At 64.9% G+C, this 24,947-nt stretch carries 21 protein-coding genes; 3 read left to right on the forward strand and 18 right to left on the reverse strand.

The genetic code is table 11. From position 1 onward, the window contains the following. The first annotated feature begins 8 nt into the window (after positions 1-8). Complete coding sequence (locus FW760_RS19005) at positions 9-929, forward strand: class I SAM-dependent methyltransferase (RefSeq protein ID WP_102063796.1); 921 nt, start codon at positions 9-11, stop codon at positions 927-929. An 82-nt stretch (positions 930-1,011) separates the two neighbouring features. Here FW760_RS19005 and FW760_RS19010 read toward each other — a convergent pair whose 3' ends face one another. From FW760_RS19010 to gcl, 12 genes are all read right to left on the reverse strand, one after another. Beyond that, complete coding sequence (locus FW760_RS19010) at positions 1,012-2,463, reverse strand: PepSY domain-containing protein (RefSeq protein ID WP_116053250.1); 1,452 nt, start codon at positions 2,461-2,463, stop codon at positions 1,012-1,014. A 48-nt stretch (positions 2,464-2,511) separates the two neighbouring features. Beyond that, positions 2,512-4,665, reverse strand: coding sequence for a TonB-dependent receptor (locus FW760_RS19015; RefSeq protein WP_116053253.1), 2,154 nt, complete (start codon positions 4,663-4,665; stop codon positions 2,512-2,514). Between the two features lie 90 nt (positions 4,666-4,755). Further along, the gene (locus FW760_RS19020; RefSeq protein WP_043859887.1) at positions 4,756-5,142 is read right to left on the reverse strand and encodes a DUF2946 domain-containing protein; all 387 of its coding nucleotides are present in this window, start codon (positions 5,140-5,142) and stop codon (positions 4,756-4,758) included. Positions 5,143-5,196: 54 nt separating this feature from the next. Next, complete coding sequence (locus FW760_RS19025; RefSeq protein WP_043859888.1) at positions 5,197-7,236, reverse strand: mechanosensitive ion channel family protein; 2,040 nt, start codon at positions 7,234-7,236, stop codon at positions 5,197-5,199. A 238-nt stretch (positions 7,237-7,474) separates the two neighbouring features. After that, the gene (locus FW760_RS19030; RefSeq protein WP_043859889.1) at positions 7,475-8,476 is read right to left on the reverse strand and encodes a sulfate ABC transporter substrate-binding protein; all 1,002 of its coding nucleotides are present in this window, start codon (positions 8,474-8,476) and stop codon (positions 7,475-7,477) included. A 92-nt stretch (positions 8,477-8,568) separates the two neighbouring features. After that, the gene (locus FW760_RS19035) at positions 8,569-9,393 is read right to left on the reverse strand and encodes an ion transporter (protein WP_116053256.1); all 825 of its coding nucleotides are present in this window, start codon (positions 9,391-9,393) and stop codon (positions 8,569-8,571) included. Positions 9,394-9,424: 31 nt separating this feature from the next. Continuing rightward, the gene (locus FW760_RS19040; protein ID WP_116053258.1) at positions 9,425-10,303 is read right to left on the reverse strand and encodes an urea transporter; all 879 of its coding nucleotides are present in this window, start codon (positions 10,301-10,303) and stop codon (positions 9,425-9,427) included. Positions 10,304-10,472: 169 nt separating this feature from the next. Continuing rightward, positions 10,473-11,888, reverse strand: a complete 1,416-nt coding sequence (gene pyk / locus FW760_RS19045) for a pyruvate kinase (RefSeq protein WP_043859892.1) — start codon at positions 11,886-11,888, stop codon at positions 10,473-10,475. Then, complete coding sequence (locus FW760_RS19050; RefSeq protein WP_054915605.1) at positions 11,878-13,158, reverse strand: glycerate kinase type-2 family protein; 1,281 nt, start codon at positions 13,156-13,158, stop codon at positions 11,878-11,880. Before FW760_RS19050 ends, pyk begins: the two co-directional genes overlap by 11 nt. A gap of 183 nt (positions 13,159-13,341) precedes the next feature. After that, positions 13,342-14,235 carry a 2-hydroxy-3-oxopropionate reductase gene (locus tag FW760_RS19055; RefSeq protein ID WP_116053261.1) on the reverse strand — a complete coding sequence of 298 codons (894 nt, stop codon included), beginning with the start codon at positions 14,233-14,235 and terminating at the stop codon, positions 13,342-13,344. Positions 14,236-14,367: 132 nt separating this feature from the next. After that, positions 14,368-15,150, reverse strand: coding sequence for a hydroxypyruvate isomerase (gene hyi, locus FW760_RS19060; RefSeq protein WP_054915603.1), 783 nt, complete (start codon positions 15,148-15,150; stop codon positions 14,368-14,370). Positions 15,151-15,207: 57 nt separating this feature from the next. Next, a complete protein-coding gene (gcl, locus tag FW760_RS19065; RefSeq protein WP_043859896.1) occupies positions 15,208-16,983 on the reverse strand; it encodes a glyoxylate carboligase in 1,776 nt (591 codons plus the stop codon). 257 nt (positions 16,984-17,240) lie between these two features. On the opposite strand from gcl, the gene FW760_RS19070 reads away from it, so the two are divergent. Further along, positions 17,241-17,681: a GlcG/HbpS family heme-binding protein gene (locus tag FW760_RS19070; RefSeq protein WP_054915601.1), complete on the forward strand. Its 441-nt coding sequence runs from the start codon at positions 17,241-17,243 to the stop codon at positions 17,679-17,681. A gap of 90 nt (positions 17,682-17,771) precedes the next feature. On the opposite strand, the gene FW760_RS19075 is transcribed toward FW760_RS19070, so the two are convergent. Further along, positions 17,772-18,380, reverse strand: coding sequence for a TetR/AcrR family transcriptional regulator (locus tag FW760_RS19075; RefSeq protein WP_043862341.1), 609 nt, complete (start codon positions 18,378-18,380; stop codon positions 17,772-17,774). A 155-nt stretch (positions 18,381-18,535) separates the two neighbouring features. On the opposite strand from FW760_RS19075, the gene FW760_RS19080 reads away from it, so the two are divergent. After that, positions 18,536-19,444 (forward strand): DUF808 domain-containing protein, encoded by a 909-nt coding sequence (locus FW760_RS19080; RefSeq protein ID WP_116053264.1) that lies wholly within the window; start codon positions 18,536-18,538, stop codon positions 19,442-19,444. A gap of 83 nt (positions 19,445-19,527) precedes the next feature. Here the strand turns inward: FW760_RS19080 and FW760_RS19085 are convergent, their stop codons facing one another. From FW760_RS19085 to FW760_RS19105, 5 genes are all read right to left on the reverse strand, one after another. Next, positions 19,528-20,313 carry an outer membrane protein OmpK gene (locus tag FW760_RS19085; RefSeq protein ID WP_088515618.1) on the reverse strand — a complete coding sequence of 262 codons (786 nt, stop codon included), beginning with the start codon at positions 20,311-20,313 and terminating at the stop codon, positions 19,528-19,530. Positions 20,314-20,666: 353 nt separating this feature from the next. Continuing rightward, positions 20,667-21,452: an outer membrane protein OmpK gene (locus tag FW760_RS19090; protein WP_043862345.1), complete on the reverse strand. Its 786-nt coding sequence runs from the start codon at positions 21,450-21,452 to the stop codon at positions 20,667-20,669. Between the two features lie 136 nt (positions 21,453-21,588). Beyond that, positions 21,589-22,944 carry a nucleobase:cation symporter-2 family protein gene (locus FW760_RS19095; protein WP_043862346.1) on the reverse strand — a complete coding sequence of 452 codons (1,356 nt, stop codon included), beginning with the start codon at positions 22,942-22,944 and terminating at the stop codon, positions 21,589-21,591. A gap of 117 nt (positions 22,945-23,061) precedes the next feature. Continuing rightward, positions 23,062-24,387, reverse strand: coding sequence for a urate hydroxylase PuuD (locus tag FW760_RS19100; RefSeq protein WP_116053266.1), 1,326 nt, complete (start codon positions 24,385-24,387; stop codon positions 23,062-23,064). A gap of 47 nt (positions 24,388-24,434) precedes the next feature. Continuing rightward, positions 24,435-24,938, reverse strand: a complete 504-nt coding sequence (locus tag FW760_RS19105) for an ureidoglycolate lyase (RefSeq protein WP_043862348.1) — start codon at positions 24,936-24,938, stop codon at positions 24,435-24,437. Positions 24,939-24,947: the final 9 nt, after the last annotated feature.

Raw genomic sequence — 24,947 nt, forward strand, 5'->3', positions numbered from 1 at the left:
ATCCTGCCATGCCGATTGCCACCCTTCACGCCCACCTGCTCGGTGCCCTGAACCCTGCGCCTGCCGAAACCCGGCGCCTGTTCCATGGGCGCGGGCGCTGCTGGCCGGGGCTCGAACAGATCACCGTGGACTGGCTGCAGGGCGTGCTGCTGGTCTCGCTGTTTCGCGAACCGCCCGAAGGGCAGCTGGCCACGCTGGAGCAGATGCTGCGCACCCTGGCCGCCAGCCCTGGCTGGCCCGGGCAGGCGATCCTGATTCAGCACCGCTACCTGCCCGACAGCCCCGGCCAGTGGTTACTGGGCGAGCCGAGCGAGCACCGGGTGATCGACGAGGATGGCCTGCGCTATCAGCTGGACCTGGGCCTGAAGCAGAACACCGGGCTGTTCCTGGACATGCGCTATGGCCGGCGCTGGGTGCGGGAGCAGGCGGCGGGCAAGCGGGTGCTCAACCTGTTCGCCTACACTTGCGGGTTTTCGGTGGCAGCGATTGCCGGGGGGGCCGAGCAGGTGATCAACCTCGATATGGCGCGCTCGGCCCTGAGCCGCGGGCGCGACAACCATCGGCTCAACGGGCATGACCTGGGGCGGGTGGGGTTTCTGGGGCATGAGCTGTTCAAGTCATGGGGCAAGGTGCGCAAGAGCGGGCCGTATGACCTGATCATCATCGACCCGCCGACGTTCCAGAAGGGCAGCTTTGTGCTGACCCAGGACTACAGCAAGATCCTGCGCCGCCTGCCGGAGCTGTTGAATGAAGGCGGCACGGTGCTGGCGTGCGTGAACGACCCGGCCATCGGGCCTGACTTTCTGATCGAGGGGATGGCAGCCGAGGCGCCGGGGCTGGTGTTCGTGGAGCGTCTGGCCAACCCACCGGAGTTTGCGGACAGTGATCCGGTGGGCGGGCTGAAGGCGCTGGTGTTTCGCCAGGGGTGACCGGGGTGGATTGTTCGCCGGCAAGGCCGGCTCCTACAGGGTTTGCGTTGTCTGTAGGAGCCGGCCTTGCCGGCGAATGAGGCTAGCGGCGCAAACGCCGCCACCCCATCACCACACCACTCACGCTCAGCACCAGCCCACCCAGGCTGAGCACGATCATCCACCCATCCCACAACGGCCGCCGCGTCAGCAGCGGTAGCCAGTCCCAGCTGTGCAGCAACGCGAACAGCCAGCGTGACACGCGCCGTGGCTGGTCCAGCTGCCCCAGTACTTCACCGGTGTACAGGTCCAGATGCAGCCAGGTCTGCGCCGGGTCGTCGAAGCGCACCCGCAGCACCGGCAGACGCTTTTCAAGATGCCCGAGCATGCTCTGCTCGGCCCGTGCGTAGTAGTAGAAGTCGTAGGCCTCCAACTGCTGCACCTGCATCGCCGGCCCGATCGCCCGCGCCGCCTGCTCCAGCACCGCCCGTGGCAGACGCTGCAGCACCTGGCCGTCGTGCATCGACAGTACCCGCGTGCGTCCCGCGCCGTCCTGGCCCACCACATACCCCGCGCCCCCGATCAGCCGCCACTCCAGCTCGCGGGCGGTGAAGCCCTGGTCGGCAAAGCGCGCCAGTGCCTGGGGCACCGACAGCGGGAACGCCGCCGCATTCAGCGGCCCGCCCTGATATGCCGAGGTATCCAGCGGCTGCGCACTGCTGAACAGCCGCCACGGGTTCATCGACATCAGCCCACTGAAAATCCAGGTGATGGCCAGGGCACCGAACAGCAACCCGCCCACATGGTGCCAGCGTGCCCAGCCCTTGTACGGCGAACGCGAACCGCTGCGGTAGGGCCGGCTGAAACGCCAGCGCATCACCCCCACCACCGCGCCCAGCAGCGCCATCATGCTGGCCGCCAGCGACAGGTAGATCACCAGGTTGCTCCACAGCCCGTCCACGCCGATGCCGCGCAACGGATACAGCCAGTGCAGCCAGGCGCCGATCAGGTTCCAGCCGCGCTCGCTGGCGCTGGCATCGCGCACCACTTCGCCGGTCGGGCCGCTGATGTACAGCAAGGTGCCGTCCGTATCGCTCAACTGCACGCGATGCAGCGGCCGGTGCGCATCCAGTGCGCGCGAATGGCTCCACAGGTCTTCCTGCACCGCGTCGCGATAGGTCAGCGGCGCATGCGGGTCGTATTGCCCGGCACTGGCCAGCGCCCGTTCGCGGGTGGTGGGGGCGATGCGCTGGCCGCTAGTTGCGTCCACCGCCAGGGCCTTGCCGCTGGCATAGTCGAACAGGTAAAGCGCCTGCCCCGCCACGCTGCTCAGGCGTATGCGTGCAGGTTGCGGATCGGCCACCGCCAGCGCCTCGCCCAGCGAGACGCAACAGCCCTGCGCCGACAGCGCCGGCAGGTGCGCCAGGTGCTCGCGCGGGGTCAGCTTGGGGTAGCCCACGTACAGCATCACCATGCCCGAGACGAACCACAGCGCCATGAACACGCAGGTCACGATCCCCAGCCAGCGATGCCACAGGTACAGATAACGCTTCATTGCAACGCTCCATCAGGGCCGGGGCGCGAACGCCCCGGCCCGGCCCAGTCAGAAGCGGGTCTGCACCGCCAGTTCGAAGGTGCGCGGTGCACCCAGGTAGAGCATGCTCGACGAAGTCCAGCGTGCGTACACCTCGTCGGTCAGGTTGCGCACCCGCGCGGTGATGCGCGTGTCGGCATCCACCTTGTAGCCGACGAAGGCCCCGAACAGGGTGTACGACGGCGCGTAGCGGGTGTTGGCCGCATCGGCGTACACCGACGACACATAGCGGCTGTCGCCGCCCACCTGCCACTGCGGGTCCAGGTCGTAGGTCAGCCACAGGTTGGCCACCCGGTCCGGGGTGTTGGTGGGGGTGTTGCCCTTGCGCGAGAACGACTGGCCGCCGACGTTTTCGTTGAACGCGTCGTACTGCGCATCGACATAGGCGAAGTTGCCTTCGGCCAGCAGTTGCGGGGTGACGCGCAGCGCCGCCGCCACCTCGATACCGCGTGACGACTGCTTGCCCACCGGCTGGGTGAAGCCGGGGTTGGCCGGGTCGGCGGTGGCCAGGTTGTCGCGCTCGATGCGGTAGGCGGCCACGGTGGCCGAACCGCGTCCGTCCAGAAAGTCGAACTTGCTGCCCACCTCCAGCTGCTTGCCGGTGCTCAGGTCGAAGTCGCGCACCTGGCCGAAGCTGGCGGTGGTGAGCATGCCGGCGGGCGGGTCGGCGGCGGTGCTGTACTGCACATACACGTTGGCCGACGGGGTCAGCTCGAACACCAGGCCCACACGCCCGGTGGTGGGCTGGTAGCGGCGTTTGAACTGCGCCGGGTTGGCCTCGTTGACGGCGCGGTAGTTGCGTACCTGCAGGTCGATGCTGTCGTGGCGCAGGCCCGTCAGCAGGGTCAGGCGATCGGTCAGGGTCAGGCGGTTCTCCAAAAAGCCGGCCCAGGTGTCGACCGTGTTCTGACGGTTCTTCTCGTAACCGGGGAACATGCCTGGCAGGTCGTAGAAGTGTCCCGGGTCGAAGTGGTCGGGGTCGACGCTGCCGGCAGCGGTGCCCGAGCGCGGGTAGGTCATCTGCACGTTGTGGCTGTAGTCCAGGCCCGTCGACCACTGGCTGCGCAGGCCGAACAGCTGGCCGTCATGCAGCAGTTCCACGCGGTTGCCGTTGAGCTCCTGGTCGTGCCGTTGCAGCAGGCTGCCGGCGCGTTGCACGCGGCTGTTGTCGGCGTTGTAGGTGTAGGTCTCGAGATTGCGGAAATTGCGCTCGGCGTTGTAGTGGTAAAGCGTATTGCGCAGCGAGGTGGCGTCGTCGAAACGGTACTCGCTGATCGAGCGCAGCCAGCGCACGCGCTGCTCGTAGCGCCCGTCCTCGACGTTGTAGTTCTCGAAGCGCCGGCTCTTGTCGACCTTCATCTGGCCGCCCAGCGGGTTGAGCACCGGGCTGCCCCAGTAGGGGCTGTCGACGCTCTCGTTCTGGTATTCGAGTGCCAGGGTGTGGGACAGCTGGTCGTTGATGTCGGTCAGCAGCGAGAACGCCACGCTCCAGGCATCGCGCTCCTCGCGGTCGACGTAGCCATTGCTGCGGGTATGGCTGAAATCCAGGCGCGCATGGTTGGTGTCGTTGAGTGCGTGGTTGAAGCCGAACGAGGTCTCGCTGCTGTCGTAGCTGCCATAGCTGACGCGGCCTTCGTTGAAGTCTTCGTCGCGGTTGGCCAGCTTGGTGATGTAGTTGATCGAGCCGCCTACGGCGCCGGCGCCGAACAGGAAGCTGGACGGGCCGCCGACCGCTTCGACGCGGTCATAGATCCAGCTGTCGACCGGGCGTGCGGCGATCGAGTCGTACTGCACGCTGATGCCATTGAACAGTTGGGTGATCTGCGCCCCGGAAAAGCCCCGGTACGACACCGAGCCGGCCGAGCCGGGCGGGGAGGCGGCGTTCAGGCCGGGTACGCCGGCGAGCATGTCCTGGGTGGTCCTGGCGCCGCGCTGTTCGATTTGCTGGCGGTTGACGATGCTGATCGAGGCCGGGGTTTCTCGGGGCGTGAGGCCCAGGCGCGAACCGGTTTGCGAGGGGGTGTCGAGCAAAACGCCGTCCACCGGAATCGGCCGGTCGCTGACCAGTACATCGGGCAGCACGAGTGCCTCGTCGGCAACGGCGTTGAGCGACAGGGCGCAGAGCAGGGCAGTGCAGCCCTGCAAACGTGGGAAAGGGGTCATTGAGCGAACTCTGCAGGTGAGCCAACGGCACCCCCGCGCAGTGGCGCAGGCGTGTGCCGGTACGGGCAGCGGCAAGGCTGCCGGGTTGGATCAGGCCAGCAGGGGGGAGGCGCGCGGGTTGGCCGAGGGCCAGCAGTAGCGAGGTGGCGCCTTGCTGCGCAGTTCGCGGTGGTAGCGTCGCGTGCGGGTGAACGCCAGCAGCCAGCCGATCACCAGGCTCAGGGCCAGGCACACCACGGCCGCGGCACACACCGGGCAGGTTTGCAGGCTGTCCCAGCCGGCGATGGAGGCGTCGCTGTAATCGGTCTTGAGGGTCGGGCCCGGGGTGCCCATGGCCGAGCAGAAGGCTCCGCCGATGCCGTTGAGCTGCAGGCCCATCATCTGCCCGTGGCCGATACCGCAGGCGAACAGATTGAACAGGACGCTGAAGTACAGCGTCCAGGCAATCAGCGAGCGGTCGGCACGGGTAAATTTCATGGCGGCGACTTTAGCACCACCTTCCCATGCCGGGAAGGTTGAACGCCGCAGTGTCTACACCGTTTCGTCGCGTACGTGGGCCGGCTGCGGGTAATACTGCGCGAAGCTCACGTCGTCGGTCTGGTCCACGCGCTTTTTCAGGCGTTCGTTGAACGCCCGGTTCACCGCGTACTGCCCGCCCGAGGTGGTGCGGAACTGGGCGGTGAGGGTGATGCCGTTGAGGTTCATGGCGTCCACCCCGAACACCTGCAGCGGCCCTTGCAGGCTGTGGCGCAGCACCGGGTCCTCGCTGATCGACTGGCCCACCTCGCGGATCAGGTGCAGGGCGCTGTCGACATCGGTCTGGTAGCTGAACTGCACCGAGAAGAACGCATAGGCGAACTGGCGCGACTGGTTGGTGACGGCCTTGATCTGGCCGAACGGTACCGAGTGCACGAAGCCCTTGCCGTCGCGCAGGCGCAGGGTGCGGATGGTCAGGCTCTCGACGGTGCCGGCGTGGCCGGAGTCGAGCACCACCCAGTCGCCGATGGCGATGGTGTCCTCGATCAGGATGAACAGGCCGGTGATCACGTCCTGTACCAGCTGCTGCGAACCGAAACCGATGGCCAGGCCGACCACCCCGGCACCGGCCAGCAGCGGCGCCACGTTGATGCCCAGGTTGGCCATGGTGGTGATGGTGCAGATCACCACCAGCACGATCTTCACCGCGTTGCGCAGCATCGGCAGGATGGTGCGCACCCGTGTGCTGGGCTGGCGCGAAGCGCGCCGGCCGGCGCTGGGCTTGAGGGCTTCCTGGATGGCGGTGTCGATCACCACCCACAGCAGCCAGGTGACCAGCAAGATCAACCCGATGCTGCTCAGCGAATCGCTGATTGCCCGGCCCAGGCTGTTGCGCACGGCGAATTCGAGCACCGAAAAGCCCCAGATGCGCCCCAACAGCTCGATGAAGGCGATGGCCATGCCGATGCGCAGCAGCGCGTGGGCGAGGTTGCGCACCAGTTCCTTGTAGGGGCGAAGGCGCTGGCCGGGGTCGACCTCGCGGGACTTGAACAGGTGCTGCAGCACCGTGCTCAGGAACACCGTGCCCACCAGCAGCACCGTGGTCAGCAGGGCCTTTTGCAGGGCCTTCTGGCTTTCTTCGCCGGCGCCGATCAGGTTGATCGCCGATACCAGGATCATCATCAGGATCGGCAGGTACCACAGCCACGAGAAGATCCGCAGGGTTTCCTGCAGGGCGCGGTGCTGCAGGCGGTCGTGCAGGTCGCGGTTGCGGATCAGGTGGGCCACCGGGCGGCGCAGGCGAATCACCAGCGCGGCGAAGGCGAAGGTGGCCAGCAGGCCGGTGATCACCGCGATGCTGCTGGTGAGGTTGCCACCGATCTGGCGGGTGATCTGCGGGCTGGTCAGGGCGTCGGCCCAGGCTGCGAGAAAGCCGATCATGAACAACGGGCGTGGCGCGATCTTGCGGATGATGCGCACGGCGGTGCGCTTGTGGCCGGTGTCGAACACGGTGATCAGGCACAGGATGATCGACGTCGAGAACAGGCCGCTGCTGGTGGCGTAGGCCAGGCTAAGGCCCAGCGCGCGGCCGATCGAGGGGTCGAGCAGGCGCGTGCTGGCGTAGAGGGTGGCGGGCAGGCTGGCCAGGGCCGGCAGGGTGTAGGGCAGCAGGTAGCCGAGCAGTTTCTGCAACCGCGGACGTTCGCGCAGCGGGCGCCTGCGATTGATGTGGTGGGACAGCACGCGGCCCAGGCTGGTGAGCACGCCGAACACCACCAGCCAGGTGAGGCTGAGCAGGGCAAAGTCCACCAGCAGGTCGAAGGAGTCTTCGGCGTGGCGGTCGACCAGCTGGTTGGCCTCCTTGCTGGCGCGATTGGCGCGCAGGCGCCAGGCGTCGACCAGGTGACCGTCGACGTCGATTTCCTGGGTGACGCTGTCGAGGCTGTTGGCCAGGGCGCCGAGCAGGCCGCCCTGAACCACGGGTTCCGGGGCTTTTTCGGCGGTTTCGGCGCTGTCGGTGCCGGGGATGAGGCTGGCGGCGAGCAGTTGCGTGCTGAGCAGGCAACCGAGCAACAGGGTGAGCAATCGGGTCACTGGGCACTCCTTGAGCCGTGAATGACGGAAAGGGTAGTCCAAGGAACTGATCGGTATTTGCCGGGCAAGTTCGAAACCGAGGTGAATTCATCGCGGGTCAAGCCCGCTCCCACAGGTGCGACATCGCCCTTGAAATCGGCACATCACCTTGTGGCAGCGGGCTTGACCCGCGACAGGCCCGAACGCCGGCCACAAAAAATCCGGGGCCCGTCACAGGCCCCGGATTCGTCACCCGGCCTTATTGCCCGGTGTAGATCTGGTCGAAGATCCCGCCGTCGTTGAAGTGGGTCTTCTGCACGGTGCGCCAGTCACCGAAGGTCTTCTCCACCGACAGGAAGTCGACTTTGGGGAAGCGGTCGGTGTACTTGGCCAGCACGGTCGCATCGCGTGGGCGCAGGTAGTTGTTGGCGGCAATTTCCTGGGCTTCAGGCGACCACAGGTACTTGAGGTACTCCTCGGCGGTGGCACGGCTTTTCTTCTTGTCCACCACCTTGTCGACCACGCTCACCGGCGGCTCGGCTTCGGCCGACACGCTCGGGTAGATCACCTCGAACTGGTCGCGACCGAATTCGCGCGCGATCATCTCGGCTTCGTTCTCGAAGGTCACCAGCACGTCGCCGATCTGGTTGGTCATGAAGGTGGTGGTCGCGGCACGGCCACCGGTATCGAGCACCGGCGCCTGCTTGAACAGCTTGCCGACGAAGTCCTTGGCCTTGTTCTCGTCACCGCCGTTCTTGAGCACATAGCCCCATGCCGACAGGTAGGTGTAGCGGCCGTTGCCCGAGGTCTTGGGGTTGGGCACGATCACCTGTACGCCGTCCTTGAGCAGGTCGGGCCAGTCCTTCAGGGCCTTGGGGTTGCCCTTGCGCACGATGAACACGGTGGCGGAGGTGAAGGGCGCGCTGTTGTTGGGCAGGCGGGTGACCCAGTTGTCCGGCACCAGCTTGCCGTTGTCGGCCAGGGCATTGATGTCGGTGGCCATGTTCATGGTGATGACGTCGGCCGGCAGGCCGTCGATCACCGAGCGCGCCTGCTTGCTCGAACCGCCGAAGGACATCTGCACGTTGATCTTCTCTTTGTGCTCGGCTTCCCAGTGCTTCTGGAACGCGGCGTTGTAGTCCTTGTAGAAGTCGCGCATCACGTCGTAGGAGACGTTGAGCAGGGTGGTCGGGGCGGCCTGGGCGAGGTTGCCCAGGGCCAGGCCTGCGGCCAGAAGCGAGGCACCAAAGAGTTTTTTCACTGCGCATTCCTTGTTCGAGTTGGGAGAAAGGCATTATGCCAGCGACTATAGCGGCTCGGCCTTAGTCGCTTAAAGATTAAAAAGTGCTGTGGTTATTCCTTTTTCTTGAACAGCGCATTGCCGCAGCGTGAACAGAACGCGGCGCTCTGCTCGTGGCTGCCCTTGTGGCAGGTGGGGCAGGCGTGCTGCAGCTGCTCGCCGCGCATGGCGTTGGCCAGCTCGGCAGTGAAGATGCCGGTGGGCACGGCGATGATCGAATAGCCGGTGATCATCACCAGCGAGGAAATCACCTGGCCCAGCGGGGTCTTGGGCACGATGTCGCCAAAGCCCACGGTGGTCAGGGTCACGATGGCCCAGTAGATGCCCTTGGGGATGCTGGTGAAGCCGTGTTCCGGGCCTTCGACCACGTACATCAGGGTGCCGAACACCGTGACCAGGGTCGACACGCTGACCAGGAACACGATGATCTTCTGCTTGCTGCCGCGCAGCGCCGACATCAGGTAGTTGGCCTGCTTGAGGTACGGGCCGAGCTTGAGCACGCGGAAGATGCGCAGCATGCGGATCACGCGGATGATCAGCAGGTACTGCGCGTCACTGTAGTAGATGGCGATGATGCCCGGCACGATCGCCAGCAGGTCCACCAGCCCGTAGAAGCTGAAGGCATAGCGCAGCGGCTTGGGCGAGCAGTACAGGCGGGTGAGGTATTCGGCCAGGAAGATGGCGGTAAAGCCCCACTCGATCCAGGCGAGCAGCCCGGCGTAGCCCTGGTGGACCTCGTCGATGCTGTCGAGGATGACGGTGATCAGGCTGGCCAGGATGATCAGCAGCAGAATGCTGTCGAAGCGCCGGCCGGCCACGGTGTCGGCTTGAAAGACGATGACGTAGAGCCGCTCGCGCCAGCTCGAAGGGGTGCTCATGGGCGCTTTCCATTACAAGATGGAGCAGAGCCTAGGGGCTGGCCCGCAGCTGTGCAAGCGGGCGACGTCGGGCAGCGGTACCCAGTTGCAGCAGCCAGCAGGCGAGGATGAACGGCGCGGTCAGGCCCGGCACCGGCAACAGGCCCAGCAGCGGTTGCAGCACGATGGCCAGAACGATGGCCAGCAACGGCCGCCAGGGTTGTGCGCGGGTCTGGCTGAAGGCCAGCGCGGCCAGCGCCGCATTGAAGCCGTACAGGCCGTAGTAGCCGGCACCGGCCTCGCCACCGAGCAGCGCCACGCTGCCGCCCAGGGCGGCGCCCAGTAGCGCCCAGGCGGCGGCGTAGCGGTTGGCGATCAGCAGGCCCAGGGCAATCAGCAGGCCAGCCAGCGGCTGGTCGAGCAGGAAGATCTGGCCCAGGCCGCGGCCCAGGCCGAACAGCGGGTTGGCCGCGACCGGGGCGTAGCCGGCGCTGGAAGGCTCGGCCAGCGCCAGTACCGCCCAGCCGATCAGCACGAAGGGCGCGGTGTAGGCGGGCAGCAGGCGGGGGCTTTTGCGCTTGAGCCACTGGTGCACCAGCATGCTGCTCAGGCCCGCAGCGGCGATGATCAGCGGGGGCAGCAGGGCCGACCAGGGCAGTGCGTGGCTGAGCAGCAGGCCCAGCAGCACGCCGTTGTAGCTGTACAGGCCGGCCTGGCGGTCGGCGCGGTTGTAGCCGCGGCGCTGCGCGGTGAGCAGCCCGGCAAGGGCGCCCAGCAGCGCACCGCCGATGAGTTCGGGGGCGGTGATCAGGATGGCCAGCAGGCACAGCAGGCCGCACAGCGGGTTGCGCTGCAGCAGCACCTGACTGAAACCGTTGAGCAAGGCGGTGGCCCAGTCGGGGCACGGGTTGACGAAGTTCTTGGTGTACATGGCAGTGGGTCAGGGTGGGTGGAGTGGGGCGCCTCTTCGGGCTTTGTTGTCCCACGGTGTGGTGTGTCAGTGCACCCATCGCGGGTCAAGCCCGCTTCCACAAGGGCCGATGTGATCCTTGTGGGAGCGGGCTTGACCCGCGATGGGCGGCGCAGCCGCCCCAATCAAATCAGAGCAGGGTTTCGATCCGCAGCGTATTGGTCGACCCCGGCTTGCCAAAAGGCACACCGGCAGTGATCAACAGGATGTCGCCACGGCTGGCCATGCCCTGGGCCTGGGCAATCTCCAGTGCCGTGGACACCACTTCGTCCACCTGGCGCAACCGATCGTTGACCACCGAATGCACGCCCCAGGCCACACTCAGGCGCCGTGCGGTGTTGAGGTTGGGGGTCAGGTTGAGGATCGGTGCACGCGGCCGTTCACGCGCTGCGCGCAGGGTCGAGTTGCCCGACTCGCTGTAGTTCACCAGCACCGCCACCGGCAGGATGCCGCTGATGCGACGGATCGCGCAGCTGATCGCATCCGACACGGTGGCCTCGGCCTGTGGCCGGCCCACGTCCAGCTGGGCCTGGTAGTCCGGGCCGCTTTCGACCTGGCGGATGATCTTGCTCATCATCTGCACCGCTTCGAGCGGGTAGTCGCCCGAGGCGGTCTCGGCCGACAGCATCACCGCATCGGCGCCCTCGGCCACGGCGTTGGCCACGTCGGTGACCTCGGCGCGGGTCGGGGCCGGGCTGAAGCGCATCGACTCGAGCATCTGCGTGGCCACCACCACCGGGCGGCCCAGCTGGCGGCAGGTGGTGATGATGCGCTGCTGGATCTGCGGCACGCTTTCGGCCGGCACTTCCACGCCCAGGTCGCCACGGGCGACCATGATCGCGTCGCTCAACTGGGCAATCTCGCGCAGTTGCGTGACCGCCGAGGGCTTCTCGATCTTGGCCATCAGGTAGGCCCGGTCGCCGATCAGCTGGCGCGCCTCGATGATGTCTTCAGGGCGCTGCACGAACGACAGGGCCACCCAGTCCACGCCCAGCTCCAGGCCGAAGGTCAGGTCGCGACGGTCCTTTTCGGTCAGCGGGCTGAGCTCGAGCAGCGCCTGGGGCACGTTCACGCCCTTGCGGTCGGACAGTTCGCCGCCGTTGAGCACCTCGGTGTCGATGGCGTCGGCGTGCTTGGCGGTCACGCGCAGGCGCAGTTTGCCGTCATCGAGCAGCAGGTCCATGCCCGGCTCCAGCGCGGCGATGATCTCCGGGTGGGGCAGGTTGACCCGCTGTGCATCGCCCGGTGTGGCATCCAGGTCCAGGCGCAGGGCCTGGCCGCGTTGCAGCTGCACCTTGCCTTCGGCAAAACGCCCGACGCGCAGCTTGGGGCCCTGCAGGTCCATGAGGATGCCCAGCGGGTAGTTGAGCTGGCGCTCCACTTCGCGGATCCATTCGAAACGCATGGCGTGGTCGGCGTGCTCGCCGTGGCTGAAGTTCAGGCGAAAGATGTTCACCCCGGCTTCGACCAGCTGACGGATGTCGTCGATGCCTTTGGTCGCGGGGCCGAGGGTGGCGAGGATTTTGACTTTCTTGTCAGGCGTCATGTTGTGCGGTCTCGAGGATCAGGATGGCGCGAAAATCGTTGACGTTGGTGCGCGTGGGCTCGGTAACGATCAAGGCGTCGAGCGCGGCGAAATAACCGTAGCCATTGTTGTTGTCCAGCTCGTCCGCCGCCGACAGGCCCAGGGCCTGGGCACGCGCATAGCTGTCGGGGGTCATGAAGGCCCCGGCGTTGTCTTCGGAGCCGTCGATGCCGTCGGTGTCACCGGCCAGTGCGTACACGCCGGGCAACCCCTTCAGGCTTTCGGTGAGGCTGAGCAGGAACTCGGCGTTGCGCCCGCCGCGGCCATTGCCGCGCACGGTGACGGTGGTTTCGCCGCCCGACAGGATCACGCAGGGCGCCGCCAGTGGCTGGCCGTGCTGCACGATCTGGCGCGCGATGCCGGCATGCACCTTGGCCACTTCACGCGACTCACCTTCCAGGTCACCCAGGATCAGCGGGCTGAAGCCGGCCTGGCGCGCCTTTACCGCAGCGGCCTCCAGCGACTGCTGGGGGCGGGCGATCAGCTGGAAGTGGCTGCGGGCCAGGGCCGGGTCATCGGCCTTGACGGTTTCGGAGGCCGGGTTGTTCAGCCACGCGGTGACGGCGGCCGGGGCCTGGATGTTGTAGCGCTTGAGGATCGCCAGCGCTTCGGCCGAGGTGCTCGGGTCGGCCACGGTGGGGCCGGAGGCGATCACGGTGGCGAGGTCGCCGGGTACGTCGGAAATCGCGTAGGTGTACACCGTGGCCGGCCAGCAGGCCTTGGCCAGGCGGCCGCCCTTGATCGCCGAGAGGTGCTTGCGCACGCAGTTCATCTCGCCGATGGTGGCGCCGGATTTGAGCAGGGCCTTGTTGACCTGCTGCTTGTCGGCCAGGGTCAGGCCTTCGGCGGGCAGGGCCAGCAGGGCGGAACCTCCGCCGGAGAGCAGGAAGATCACCCTGTCGTCGGCGCTGAGGTCGCTGACCATCGCCAGCACACGCTTGGCCACGGCCAGGCCGGCGGCGTCCGGTACCGGGTGGGCGGCTTCGACCACTTCGATCTTGCTGCAGCTGGCGCCGTGGCCGTAGCGGGTCACGACCAGGCCCGAGACCTCGCCCTGCCAGCTGCGCTCGACCACTTCGGCCATGGCGGCGGCGGCCTTGCCGGCGCCGATGACGATGACGCGGCCGCTGCGGTCGCTGGGCAGGTGGGCTTCGAGCACCTGGCGTGGATGCGCGGCATCGATGGCCGTGGCGAACAGCTCGCGCAGAAAGTGTTGCGGATCGACCGACATGGCAGGCTCCCAAATCTTATTGTTTTGCAGAATCGAAAACGCCCCTGGGCCTGCCTCCGTGCAGACGGGCCCAAGGGCGGGTGGTGCTCTTTAGCGCGGCAAGCTTCAGGCTACAAGCTGCAAGAGACAGCGGACCGATGCGCGGTCTGCCGGTCTTGCCGCGTGAAACCTGCCGCTTGATGCTTACTTGTCGCCGCGGATCGAGAAGTTGGCCATGTGCTCAAGGCCCTTGACCAGCGCCGAGTGGTCCCAGTTGGCGCCACCGATGGCCGCGCAGGTGCTGAACACCTGTTGGGCATTGGCGGTGTTGGGCAGGTTGATGTTCAGCTCCTTGGCACCCTGCAGGGCCAGGTTCAGGTCCTTCTGGTGCAGGCTGATGCGAAAGCCCGGGTCGAAGGTGCCCTTGATCATGCGCTCGCCGTGCACTTCGAGGATTTTCGAGGAGGCAAAGCCGCCCATCAGTGCTTCGCGCACCTTGGCCGGGTCGGCGCCGTTCTTGGCGGCGAACAGCAGGGCCTCGGCAACGGCCTGGATGTTCAGGGCCACGATGATCTGGTTGGCGACCTTGGCGGTCTGGCCGTCACCACTGCCACCCACGTGGGTGATGTTCTTGCCCATGGCCTGGAACAGCGGCTGGGCACGTTCGAAGGCTTTGGGGCAACCGCCGACCATGATGCTCAGGGTCGCGGCCTTGGCGCCGACTTCACCACCGGACACCGGGGCGTCGAGGTAGGTGGCGCCGGTGGCCTTGATCTTCTCGGCGAAGGCTTTGGTGGCGGTAGGGGAGATCGAGCTCATGTCGATCACCACCTTGTTCGGGCCAATGCCCTGGGCCACGCCGTTTTCACCGAACAGCACGGCTTCGACCTGGGGAGTGTCCGGCACCATGACGATGATGAACTCGGCTTCCTGGGCCACTTCCTTGGGGTTGGCCAGGGCCACGCCGCCGGCGGCGATCAGGTCGGTCGGCGCGGCGCCGTGGTGCGAGGAAAGGAACAGGCTGTGACCTGCCTTCTGCAGGTTCTGAGCCATTGGAAGACCCATGATGCCGGTGCCGATGAATCCGATTTTAGCCATGAGAGTTGCCTCTTGTATTTGTTGTGGGGACCCTGTGGGAGCGGGCTTGACCCGCGATAGCGGCGGTGAACGCGCTATCGCATCGCGGGTCAGGCCCGCTCCCACAGGAAATGCGTCCCGGCAGAAAGATGATTAGATCGCGTTGTGGGTCTTGAGCCAGCCAAGGCCCGCTTCGGTGGTGGTCAGCGGCTTGTATTCGCAGCCTACCCAGCCCTGGTAGCCGATGCGGTCCAGGTGCTCGAACAGGAAGCGGTAGTTGATCTCGCCGGTGCCCGGCTCGTTGCGGCCCGGGTTGTCGGCCAGCTGGATGTGGTTGATCTTGGCCAGGTTGCCTTCCATCGTGCGGGCCAGGTCACCTTCCATGATCTGCATGTGGTAGATGTCGTACTGCAGGAACAGGTTGGTGCTGCCCACTTCGGCCTGGATCTCCAGCGCCTGCTTGGTGGTGTTCAGGTAGAAGCCCGGGATGTCGCGGGTGTTGATCATCTCCATCACCAGCTTGATGCCTGCTGCCTGCAGCTTGTCGGCGGCGAACTTCAGGTTGTCGACGAAGGTCTTGCGCACCGTGGCGCAGTCCGGGCCTTGTGGGCGGATACCGGCCAGGCAGTTGACCTGGGTGTTGCCCAGTACCTGGGCGTAGGCAATGGCCAGGTCCACGCCGGCACGGAATTCCTCGACACGGGACGGGTCGCAGGCGATGCCGCGATCACCCTTGGCCCAGTCGCCGGCCGGCAGGTTGAACAGCACCTGGGTCAGGCCGTTGCTGTCCAGGTGCTGCTTGATTTCAGCCGAGCTGAAATCGTACGGGAAGAGGTACTCGACCCCGCTGAAGCCGGCGTCGGCAGCAGCCTTGAAACGGGCGAGAAAGTCCTGCTCGGTGAACAGCATGGACAGGTTGGCGGCGAAACGAGGCATGGTTGTCTCCTTGCAAAAGTGGGCCCTGTGCGCTGGGCAGCAGGGCCGCTACAACAGTCAGTCGAGCAGCGAGATCGCGGTTGGCGCGTCGTTGCCGACCAGCGCCAGGTCTTCGAATTCGTTGACCGCGTTGATTTCGGTACCCATGGAAATATTGGTCACGCGCTCGAGGATCACCTCGACCACGACCGGCACCTTGAACTCTTCGGCCATCTGCTGGGCCTTGCGCAGGGCCGGCTGGATTTCTTCCGGCTTGAACACGCGCAGTGCCTTGCAACCCAGACCTTCTACAACCGCGACGTGGTCCACGCCGTAGCCGTTCAGTTCCGGGGCGTTGAGGTTCTCGAACGCCAGCTGTACACAGTAATCCATCTCGAAGCCGCGTTGGGCCTGGCGGATCAGCCCCAGGTAGGAGTTGTTCACCACTACATGGATGTACGGCAGGTTGAACTGCGCGCCCACCGCCAGCTCTTCGATCATGAACTGGAAGTCATAGTCGCCCGACAGTGCCACGACCTTGCGCGACGGGTCGGCCTTGACCACGCCCAGTGCCGCAGGAATGGTCCAGCCCAGCGGGCCGGCCTGGCCGCAGTTGATCCAGTGACGCGGCTTGTACACGTGCAGGAACTGCGCACCGGCGATCTGCGACAGGCCGATGGTGCTGACGTAGCAGGTGTCCTTGCCGAACACCTGGTTCATTTCCTGGTACACGCGCTGCGGCTTGACCGGCACGTTGTCGAAGTGGGTCTTGCGGTGCAGGCTGGCCTTGCGCTGCTGGCAGTCCTTGAGCCACTCGCCACGGTCCTTGAGCTTGCCGGCGGCTTTCCACTCGCGGGCCACTTCCAGGAACACGTCCAGTGCGGCGCCGGCGTCGGACACGATACCCAGGTCCGGGGTGAACACACGGCCGATCTGGGTCGGTTCGATGTCGACGTGAATGAAGCGACGGCCTTCGGTGTACACATCCACCGAGCCGGTATGGCGGTTGGCCCAGCGGTTGCCGATGCCCAGCACCACGTCCGACTTGAGCATGGTCGCGTTGCCGTAGCGGTGCGAGGTCTGCAGGCCGACCATGCCCACCATCAGCGGGTGGTCGTCAGGGATGGTGCCCCAGCCCATCAGGGTCGGGATGACCGGGATACCGGTGAGTTCGGCGAACTCCACCAGCTTGTCGCTGGCATCGGCGTTGATGATGCCGCCACCGGCCACCAGCAGCGGACGCTCGGCGGAGTCGAGCATGGCCAGGGCCTTCTCGACCTGCACGCGGTTGGCCGACGGCTTGCTCACCGGCAGCGGCTGGTAGGCGTCGATGTCGAATTCGATCTCGGCCATCTGCACGTCGAACGGCAGGTCGATCAGTACCGGGCCAGGACGGCCGGTGCGCATTTCATAGAAGGCTTTCTGGAACGCATACGGCACCTGGCCAGGTTCGAGCACGGTGGTGGCCCACTTGGTGACCGGCTTGACGATGCTGGTGATGTCGACGGCCTGGAAGTCTTCCTTGTGCAGGCGCGAGCGGGGCGCCTGGCCGGTGATGCACAGAATCGGGATGGAGTCGGCCGAGGCGCTGTACAGGCCGGTGACCATGTCGGTGCCGGCAGGGCCGGAGGTGCCGATGCACACGCCGATGTTGCCGGCCTTGGTACGGGTGTAGCCCTCGGCCATGTGCGAGGCACCTTCCACGTGACGAGCAAGGACGTGATCGATGCCGCCGACTTTCTTCAGGGCCGAATACAGCGGGTTGATCGCGGCGCCCGGGATGCCGAATGCGGTGTCGACGCCTTCACGGCGCATGACCAGCACGGCTGCATCGATTGCTCTCATTTTGCTCATGGTTTTGTGCCTCTTAGATTTTGTAATTGTATACAAATTGCTTTTCGACAGAGTGTATTCACGGCAGGCGACTCTGGTCAATCCATTTTCATCCGCCACCGGGTGCTTTCGTCGTTACCCCGTAAAAAAGGGGTTGTGACGGGTTTTGGTCGGATGGAGTGAATTATTGTATACAAAAATATTCTTCATTGTGTTCTATTTGTTGTATTGGTTTTTCACTTGCCCACGTGGGCTTCTAACAACAAGAGGACCTTTGGATGAACGTTCTGAGCTTGAAAGTAGCGGTGAGCCTGGTGAATGGCGCGCTGGCGGCCGGCCGCAGGATTTCGGCGGCGCCGCTGACCGTGGTGGTGCTCGATGCCGGTGGGCACCTGCTGACCCTGCAGCGCGAGGACGGCGCCAGCCTGCTGCGTCCGCAGGTGGCGATGGGCAAGGCGTGGGGCGCGATTGCGCTGGGCAAGGGCTCGCGCCTGCTGGCGCTGGACGCGCAGCAGCGCCCGGCGTTCTTCGCCGCGCTCAACGGGTTGGGCCAGAGCCCGGTGGTGCCGGCGCCGGGTGGGGTGCTGATTCGGGATCAGAGCGGGGCAGTGCTGGGCGCGATCGGTATCAGCGGTGATACGTCGGATATCGACGAGCAGTGCGCGATCAGTGCGATCGAAGAGGCGGGGTTGACGGCGGATGCGGGGGTGGCGGCGTAGGGCCCTATCGCGGGTCAAGCCCGCTCCCACAAAGATCACTGGTGTTCTTGTGGGAGCGGGCTTGACCCGCGATGCAGTCGCCGCTATCTGTCAGGCGTCCGGCGCACAGCCCTTGAGCACCAGCCGGATGATGGTCTGCGCCGCCGCCTCGTAGTCGCTGTCCTCGAGCTTGGCCTTGCCGGTGACCACCGAGATCTGCCAGTCGAAATCGGCATAGGTCTGGGTTGCAGCCCAGATGCTGAACATCAGGTGGTGCGGGTCGACCGGGGCGATCAGGCCGCGTTCGATCCAGCCCTGGATGCATTCGATGTTGTGCCGTGCCTGCACGTTGAGCTGCTCGACCTGGCTGGCGCTCAGGTGCGGCGCGCCGTGCATGATCTCGCTGGCGAACACCTTGGACGCGAAGGGCAGGTCGCGGGAGATGCGCACCTTGGAGCGGATGTAGGCACTGAGCACCTCTTGCGGCTCACCGTCGGCATTGAACGGGGTGGAGGCCTGCATGATCGGCTCGATGATGCTTTCGAGCACCTCGCGGTAGAGGTTTTCCTTGGATTTGAAGTAGTAGTAGACGTTGGGCTTGGGCAGGCCGGCCTTGGCCGCGATGTCGCTGGTCTTGGTGGCGGCGAAGCCCTTGTCGGCGAACTCCTCGCTGGCGGCCCGCAGGATCAGTTCTTTGTTGCGCTCGCGAATGGTGCTCATGGTGGCGCTGTTCCTTGTATCTGGCCGCGTGCGGCAACAGGCCTGGGCAGGCGGTTGCGCATGGTAGCACCGCGTTCGCGAAGCGCTCAAGGTCGCCCCTTTTGCCCATCGACAGGCTAAGCTTGGCGCCATCTCACCTCAATGGAACATGAATCATGGCTGCAAGCAGTTTGCTGGTACTGATCGACGATATCGCCACGGTACTCGACGATGTCTCGGTCATGACCAAGGTCGCGGCCAAGAAGACCGCCGGCGTACTGGGTGATGATCTGGCCCTCAATGCCCAGCAGGTCACGGGTGTGCGCGCCGAGCGGGAACTGCCGGTGGTGTGGGCGGTGGCCAAGGGCTCGTTCCTGAACAAGCTGATCCTGGTGCCGGCTGCGTTGCTGATCAGCGCATTCATACCGTGGGCGGTAACCCCGCTGCTGATGCTCGGCGGCGCTTACCTGTGCTTCGAGGGGTTCGAAAAGCTCGCGCACAGGTTTCTGCACAGCGCCGAGGAGGCCAAGGCCGGGCATGCGGCATTGACCGAGGCAGTGGCCAACCCGGCGGTCGACCTGGTGACGTTCGAGAAAGACAAGATCAAGGGCGCGGTGCGTACCGACTTCATTCTCTCGGCCGAGATCATCGCCATCACGCTGGGCACCGTGGCCGATGCGCCACTGCCCCAGCAGATCATCGTGCTGTCGGGCATCGCGATCGTGATGACGATCGGCGTGTACGGGCTGGTGGCGGGGATCGTCAAGCTGGATGACCTGGGCCTGTGGCTGACGCAAAAAGCCTCGCGTGCAGCCAAGGCCATCGGCAACGGCATATTGAGTGCGGCGCCCTACATGATGAAAAGCCTGTCGGTGATCGGCACCGCGGCGATGTTCCTGGTAGGTGGCGGGATTCTGGTGCATGGCATCGCGCCGCTGCATCATGCCATCGAGGCCTTCGGCGAAGGGCGTGGCGGGGCGCTGACGACGGCCTTGCTCAATGCCGGCGTGGGCGTAGTGGCGGGGGCTGCGGTGCTGGCGGTGGTTGCCGTGGTGGGCAAGTTCTGGAAGGCCATCCGGGGCTGATGGCCTCTTCGCCGGCAAGGCCGGCTCCTACAGGAGTGAGCCGTCTGTAGGAGCCGGCCTTGCCGGCGAAGAACGCAACCCGGTCAGAAGTGCACTTTCACCAGCAGGCTCGCGGTGTTCTGGTCGGTATCGAAGGCGTCGCTGTCCTTGATACCGTACTTGTCTTTCCAGTAGTCGTATTCGAAACCGACGTACAGCTGTTTTTCGCCCAGGTTCAGGGCCTTGCCCAGGTCATACTTGATCTGCGGGTTGAAGTGCAGGTTGGAATGATAGGTGCCGCGACGCCGGGTTTCGTCGTTGTCCACCACCCAGTCCATGTAGCCGTCGATCAGGATGTCCGACTTGCCCACGGGAATGGTGTACGACCACACCGGGGTGATCTGCCATACGTTGTCACCGGCGCGGCTGCCCTCGGTGTGGCGCTGGTAGAAGTTGAGCTGGAAGTAGTCGAAGCCGGGGATGGCCAGGTCGAAGCCTGGGCCGATCAGGTACGACTCGTTGTCTCCCTCGCCAAACTCGTAGGTCATGGCCAGCAGCACATCCTTGACCGGGCCGAACTCCAGTTTCTGGTCGAAGATCTTGCCGAACGACAGGCGCGGGGTGAACTCGCCGTAGTAGGTGTTCGGGCCGACGTTGCCGTCCTTCTTGCCGTTGTAGAAGATCTTGTCGATGAACAGGAAGTTGTCGCCGTACTTCCAGGCATCGGCGTGCTCGAAAGTGAAGGTCTGCTGGATCTGCGGGTTGACCGCAAAGTCCTTGCCGTAGAGGTAGGTCAGGCTGTTGTTCTGCCACTGCAGCAGATCACCGGCGGTGGCGGTACTTGCCGCCAGCAGGCCGCCTGCAAGCATCAGGCTGTTGGTAATGCGCATTGCGTGCTCCCTTGATTGATTCGGCACTCTGTGTCGGCGCCGTTCTGGTTCAACGTGTTGTCTTTTTGGTCAGCTTTTTTCGATCGGCCACAGCGCGTTCGCAAGAGCTGAGCCAACCTTGGCGGGTTGGCGCAACGGGCCTGCTCGACGTCTTTCTGAACAGTTGAACAAGGGGTGTGAGGCTGGCAATACGCTTACCAACCGCCCGAATTCATTGACTGAGCGGTCAGTAAACGCAGGTAGGAGGGGTCCTACCCTGAGCGAGGGGGCGCGCAGATTACTGGCTTGCGCGCCGTCCCTCAAGTGCTCCGTTATGGAGCGTGTGCGACAAAAACTGTGCGTTCGATCAGGTTTTAGAAGTGAACCTTGATCAGCGCACTGGTCACGCTCTGGTTGGTCTTGAGGCGATCGCTGTCCTCGATGCCGTATTTGTCCTTCCAGTAGCTGTATTCGATACCCACGTACAGCTGCTTGGCGCCGATGTTCAGCGCCTTGCCAAGGTCGTACTTGACCTGCGGGTTGAAGTGCAGGTTGGCGTGGTAGGTGCCGCGACGGCTTTCGTCGTTGTCCACCACCCAGTCCATGTAGCCATCGATCAGCAGGTCGGACCGGCCCATGGGGATGGTGTAGGAGAACGCCGGGGTGATCTGCCACACGCGATCACCCGGGCGGCTGCCTTCGGTGTTGCGCTGGTAGAAGTTGAGGGTGAAGTAGTTGAAGCCGGGGATGGCCAGGTCGAAGCCCGGGCCGATCAGGTAGGCCTCGTTGTCGCCTTCACCGGTTTCGTAGGTCATGGCCAGCAGCACGTCCTTGATCGGGCCGAACTCCAGCTTCTGGTCGAAGATCTTGCCGAACGACAGGCGCGGGCTGATCTCGCTGTAGTAGGTGTTCTTGCCCTTGTTACGGTCTTGGCCGCCGTTGTAGAAGATCTTGTCGACGAACAGGAAGTTGTCGCCGTACTTCCATTTGTTGGCGTGCTCGAAAGTCACCGTCTGCTGGATCCGCGGGTTGACCTGAAAGTCCTTGCCGTACAGATACGTCAGGCTGTTGGTGTGCCAGAGCAGCAGGTCCTCCGCTACCGCAGGAAGCGTGGCCAGCAAGCTGCTGCCCAGCAAGAGGGAAGAGGTGATGCGTTTCATGTGGTTATTCCCGGCTATTGTTATTGTTGGATTGCGGTTTTTTCGGCGCAAACGCGCCCCGAGCGGCCCACTCCCAGGGGCCGACGGTACTGCGTGGTGCTCGGGTTGACCGGGGCGGCAGGCGCCGCCCCGTGTATCAGTGCTGGTGCACGGCGTCGTTGTGCGCGGCGCGTTCGGCGCCGCCCAATACGTTGAACAGCAGGTTCAGTACCAGGGCACTGACGGTGGCCATGGCGATGCCGCTGTGGGTGATCGGCTCCATCCATTGCGGCATCTGCGCGAAGAACTCCGGACGTACCACCGGGATCAGCCCCATGCCGACGCTGACGGCCACCAGCAACTGGTTGCGCCGGTCGCCGATGTCGGCCTCCTGCAGGATCTTGATGCCGGTGGCCGCGACCATGCCGAACATGGCGATGGAGGCGCCGCCCAGTACCGCCGGCGGGATCGAGGCAATCAGGAATGCCGCCTTGGGCAGCAGGCTGAGCACGATCAGGAACAGCCCGGCCACCACGGTCACGTAGCGGCAGCGCACGCCGGTCATCTGGACCAGGCCGATGTTCTGTGCGAACGAGGAGTGGGTGAAGGTGTTGAAAAAGCCTGCCACGAACGAGGCGCCGGCGTCCCAGAACAGGCCGCGACGCAGCATGCCGGGGGTCACTTCACGCTCGGTGACCTTGCCCAGCGCCAGGAACATGCCGGTGGACTCGACGAAGATGATCACCACCACCAGGCACATCGACAGGATCGGCGCCAGGCTGAAGGTGGGCATGCCGAAGTGCAGCGGGGTGACCACCTGTACCCAGGGGGCCTGGGCCAGGCCGCTGAGGTCGACCATGCCGATGGCGCCGGCAATGATGTAGCCCAGGCCCATGCCGATCAGTACCGACACGTTCACCCAGAAGCCACGCATGAAGCGATTGATCAGCAGGATGGTGGTCAGCACCAGGCCGGCCACGGCCAGGTAGATCGGCGAGCCGAACGGCGCGGCCGCCGCGCCGCCGCCGGCCCAGTTGACGGCGACCGGGAACAGCGACAGGCCGATGGAGGTAATCACCGTGCCGGTGACCAGTGGCGGGAAAAACCTCACCACCTTGGACATGAACGGGGCGATCAGCATGCCGAAGAAGCCGGCGGCGATGGTCGCGCCGAAAATCCCCTGCAGGCCCACGCCGGGCATGCCGGCCATGGCCACCATGCTGCCGACGGCGGCGAAGCTGGCGCCCATCATCACCGGCATGCGGATGCCCAGTGCGCCAATGCCGAGCGACTGGACCACGGTGGCGACACCGGCGACCAGCAGATCGGCATTGATCAGGAATGCGATTTCTTCACGAGAGAGCCCGGCGGCCTGCCCGATGATCAGCGGCACCGCAATGGCACCTCCGTACATCAGCAGAACATGTTGCAAACCCACCAGGATCAGTTGCAGCAGGGGCAGTGGCTGTCGTGGCGGCGCAACGGGGATGTACGCCTTGCGTGACTCGGACATGCAGCACCTCAGGTTTTGTTTTTATTCTGGGTAGCTGCAGGCTCAGGCGCCCTGCTTGCGAAGAAGCAGGAGGCCGCGCCTGGCTTGCAGCTTGTAGCTTGCCGCTTGAAGCTTGTATCAGTTGGTTGGAGCACCCTTGGCGATCCATGCACCAATCAGTTCACGTTCCTGCTGGGTCATCTGGGTGATGTTGCCCAGGGGCATGATCTGGCTGGCGACGGCCTGTGCCTGGATGCGTGGGGCCAGTTGCTGGATCTGTTGCGGGGTATCGAGCATCACGCCGGCCGGGGCGGCACTGAACAGCGGGCTGGTCGGCTTGGCCGAATGGCACACGGTGCAGCGTTCCTGGATGACGCTGTGGATCTTGTCGAAGTTGCCGCTGTCCGCCGCAGCGGTGGCAGTGGCGGGCGCTTCGGCCGGGGTGGCGGCAGGTGCCGGGTTGGCGGCCTGTTCGGCGGCTTTCTCGGCAGCGGTCTTGCCACCCAGTGCGGTTTCCGGCAGCGGTTGGTACTGGACCTTGGCAGCGGCCTGCTCAGGGGCGGTCGGCATCGGCTTGGGGCCGGTGACGTAGGCCAGGCAGATCATCGCCAGGGCGCCGACCGGCAGGGTCCAGGCGTACTTGGCGCTGTCGTGGCGGGTGTTGAAGTAGTGACGCACCAGCACCGCTGCAATCGCGATCCCGGCCAGGATCAGCCAGTTGTACTGGCTGCCGTAGGTGCTCGGGAAGTGGTTGCTGATCATGATGAACAGCACCGGCAGGGTGAAGTAGTTGTTGTGGCGCGAACGCAGCAGGCCCTTGGCCGGCAGGGTCGGGTCGGGGGTTTCGTTCTTCTCGATGGCGGCGACCAGTGCACGCTGGGCCGGCATGATGATGCGGAACACGTTGCCGACCATGATGGTGCCGATGATCGCGCCGGTGTGCAGGTACGCACCACGGCCGCTGAACACCTGGCTGAAGCCGTAGCAGGCCGCAATGATCAGCACGAACAGCACCAGGCCGAGCAGGCCGGGGCGCTTGCCCAGGGGCGAGTCGCACAGCACGTCGTAGATGAGCCAGCCGGCGATCAGCGAACCGACGCCGATGGCGATGCCTTCACCACCGCTCAGGGTGCTGCCGGGGGCCAGCAGGTAGACGCTGGGGTTCCAGTAGAACACCAGGCACAGCAGGGCAATACCCGACATCCAGGTGAAATAGGCTTCCCATTTGAACCAGTGCAGGTTCTCCGGCATTTTCGGCGGGGCCAGCTTGTACTTTTCCAGGTGGTAGATACCGCCACCGTGAATCGCCCAGAGGTCGCCCGACAGACCGTCGCGCGGGTTGGCCCGGTTGAGGTTGTTCTCCAGCCATACGAAATAGAACGACGCGCCGATCCAGGCCACGCCAGTGATCATGTGAACCCAGCGCACGCTCAGGTTCAGCCATTCCAACAGATGTGCTTCCACAGTCTTTACCTCTTGCCGGTCACCGCAGGCCAGTGACCGACCTTCTCTTATTGGTGGGGTGCGAGGATCAGTTGCTCATCCTCATTGAAGAAATGTTCGTCGCAGTTGTTGCCGGAACCGCTGCGATCAACCACCAGGAAGTCATCCCGCTTTTCGATCGTCAGCACCGGGTGGTGCCAGACGCCGCGATGGTAATTGATGCCCTGCCTGCCATTACTGACAAAGGCGCGGACAAGACCCGATACAGGTACATCGCCAACGGGCGCGACCACGATCAGAAAGGGATTGCCGAGCAGCGGGATGAAGGCCTGGCTGCCCAGCGGATGGCGCTCCAGCATGCGCACGGTCAGCGGCATGTCCTGCGCGTCGGCGCGGAAGATGCTGATGATGGCGGAGTCCTCGGGCTGGGCGGTTTCTACCGTGGCCAGCTTGTGGAAGCGCATGGTCGAACCGTTGTTGATCATGAAGTGGTCGCTGCCGTCGGTTTCGATCACGTCACCGAAAGGGGCGAAGGCTTCTTTGGTCAGGGGCTCAATCACTAAAGTGCGCATGCGGGTGTT

The organism is Pseudomonas sp. 1176_21 (assembly GCF_052850635.1).

Coding starts and splice junctions, on each gene's coding strand:
- FW760_RS19005 (WP_102063796.1), top strand. CDS start 9: ATGCCGATTGCCACCCTTCACGCCCACCTGCTCGGTGCCCTGAACCCT.
- FW760_RS19010 (WP_116053250.1), bottom strand. CDS start 2,463: ATGAAGCGTTATCTGTACCTGTGGCATCGCTGGCTGGGGATCGTGACC.
- FW760_RS19015 (WP_116053253.1), bottom strand. CDS start 4,665: ATGACCCCTTTCCCACGTTTGCAGGGCTGCACTGCCCTGCTCTGCGCC.
- FW760_RS19020 (WP_043859887.1), bottom strand. CDS start 5,142: ATGAAATTTACCCGTGCCGACCGCTCGCTGATTGCCTGGACGCTGTAC.
- FW760_RS19035 (WP_116053256.1), bottom strand. CDS start 9,393: ATGAGCACCCCTTCGAGCTGGCGCGAGCGGCTCTACGTCATCGTCTTT.
- FW760_RS19040 (WP_116053258.1), bottom strand. CDS start 10,303: ATGTACACCAAGAACTTCGTCAACCCGTGCCCCGACTGGGCCACCGCC.
- pyk (WP_043859892.1), bottom strand. CDS start 11,888: ATGACGCCTGACAAGAAAGTCAAAATCCTCGCCACCCTCGGCCCCGCG.
- FW760_RS19050 (WP_054915605.1), bottom strand. CDS start 13,158: ATGTCGGTCGATCCGCAACACTTTCTGCGCGAGCTGTTCGCCACGGCC.
- FW760_RS19055 (WP_116053261.1), bottom strand. CDS start 14,235: ATGGCTAAAATCGGATTCATCGGCACCGGCATCATGGGTCTTCCAATG.
- hyi (WP_054915603.1), bottom strand. CDS start 15,150: ATGCCTCGTTTCGCCGCCAACCTGTCCATGCTGTTCACCGAGCAGGAC.
- gcl (WP_043859896.1), bottom strand. CDS start 16,983: ATGAGCAAAATGAGAGCAATCGATGCAGCCGTGCTGGTCATGCGCCGT.
- FW760_RS19070 (WP_054915601.1), top strand. CDS start 17,241: ATGAACGTTCTGAGCTTGAAAGTAGCGGTGAGCCTGGTGAATGGCGCG.
- FW760_RS19075 (WP_043862341.1), bottom strand. CDS start 18,380: ATGAGCACCATTCGCGAGCGCAACAAAGAACTGATCCTGCGGGCCGCC.
- FW760_RS19080 (WP_116053264.1), top strand. CDS start 18,536: ATGGCTGCAAGCAGTTTGCTGGTACTGATCGACGATATCGCCACGGTA.
- FW760_RS19085 (WP_088515618.1), bottom strand. CDS start 20,313: ATGCGCATTACCAACAGCCTGATGCTTGCAGGCGGCCTGCTGGCGGCA.
- FW760_RS19090 (WP_043862345.1), bottom strand. CDS start 21,452: ATGAAACGCATCACCTCTTCCCTCTTGCTGGGCAGCAGCTTGCTGGCC.
- FW760_RS19095 (WP_043862346.1), bottom strand. CDS start 22,944: ATGTCCGAGTCACGCAAGGCGTACATCCCCGTTGCGCCGCCACGACAG.
- FW760_RS19105 (WP_043862348.1), bottom strand. CDS start 24,938: ATGCGCACTTTAGTGATTGAGCCCCTGACCAAAGAAGCCTTCGCCCCT.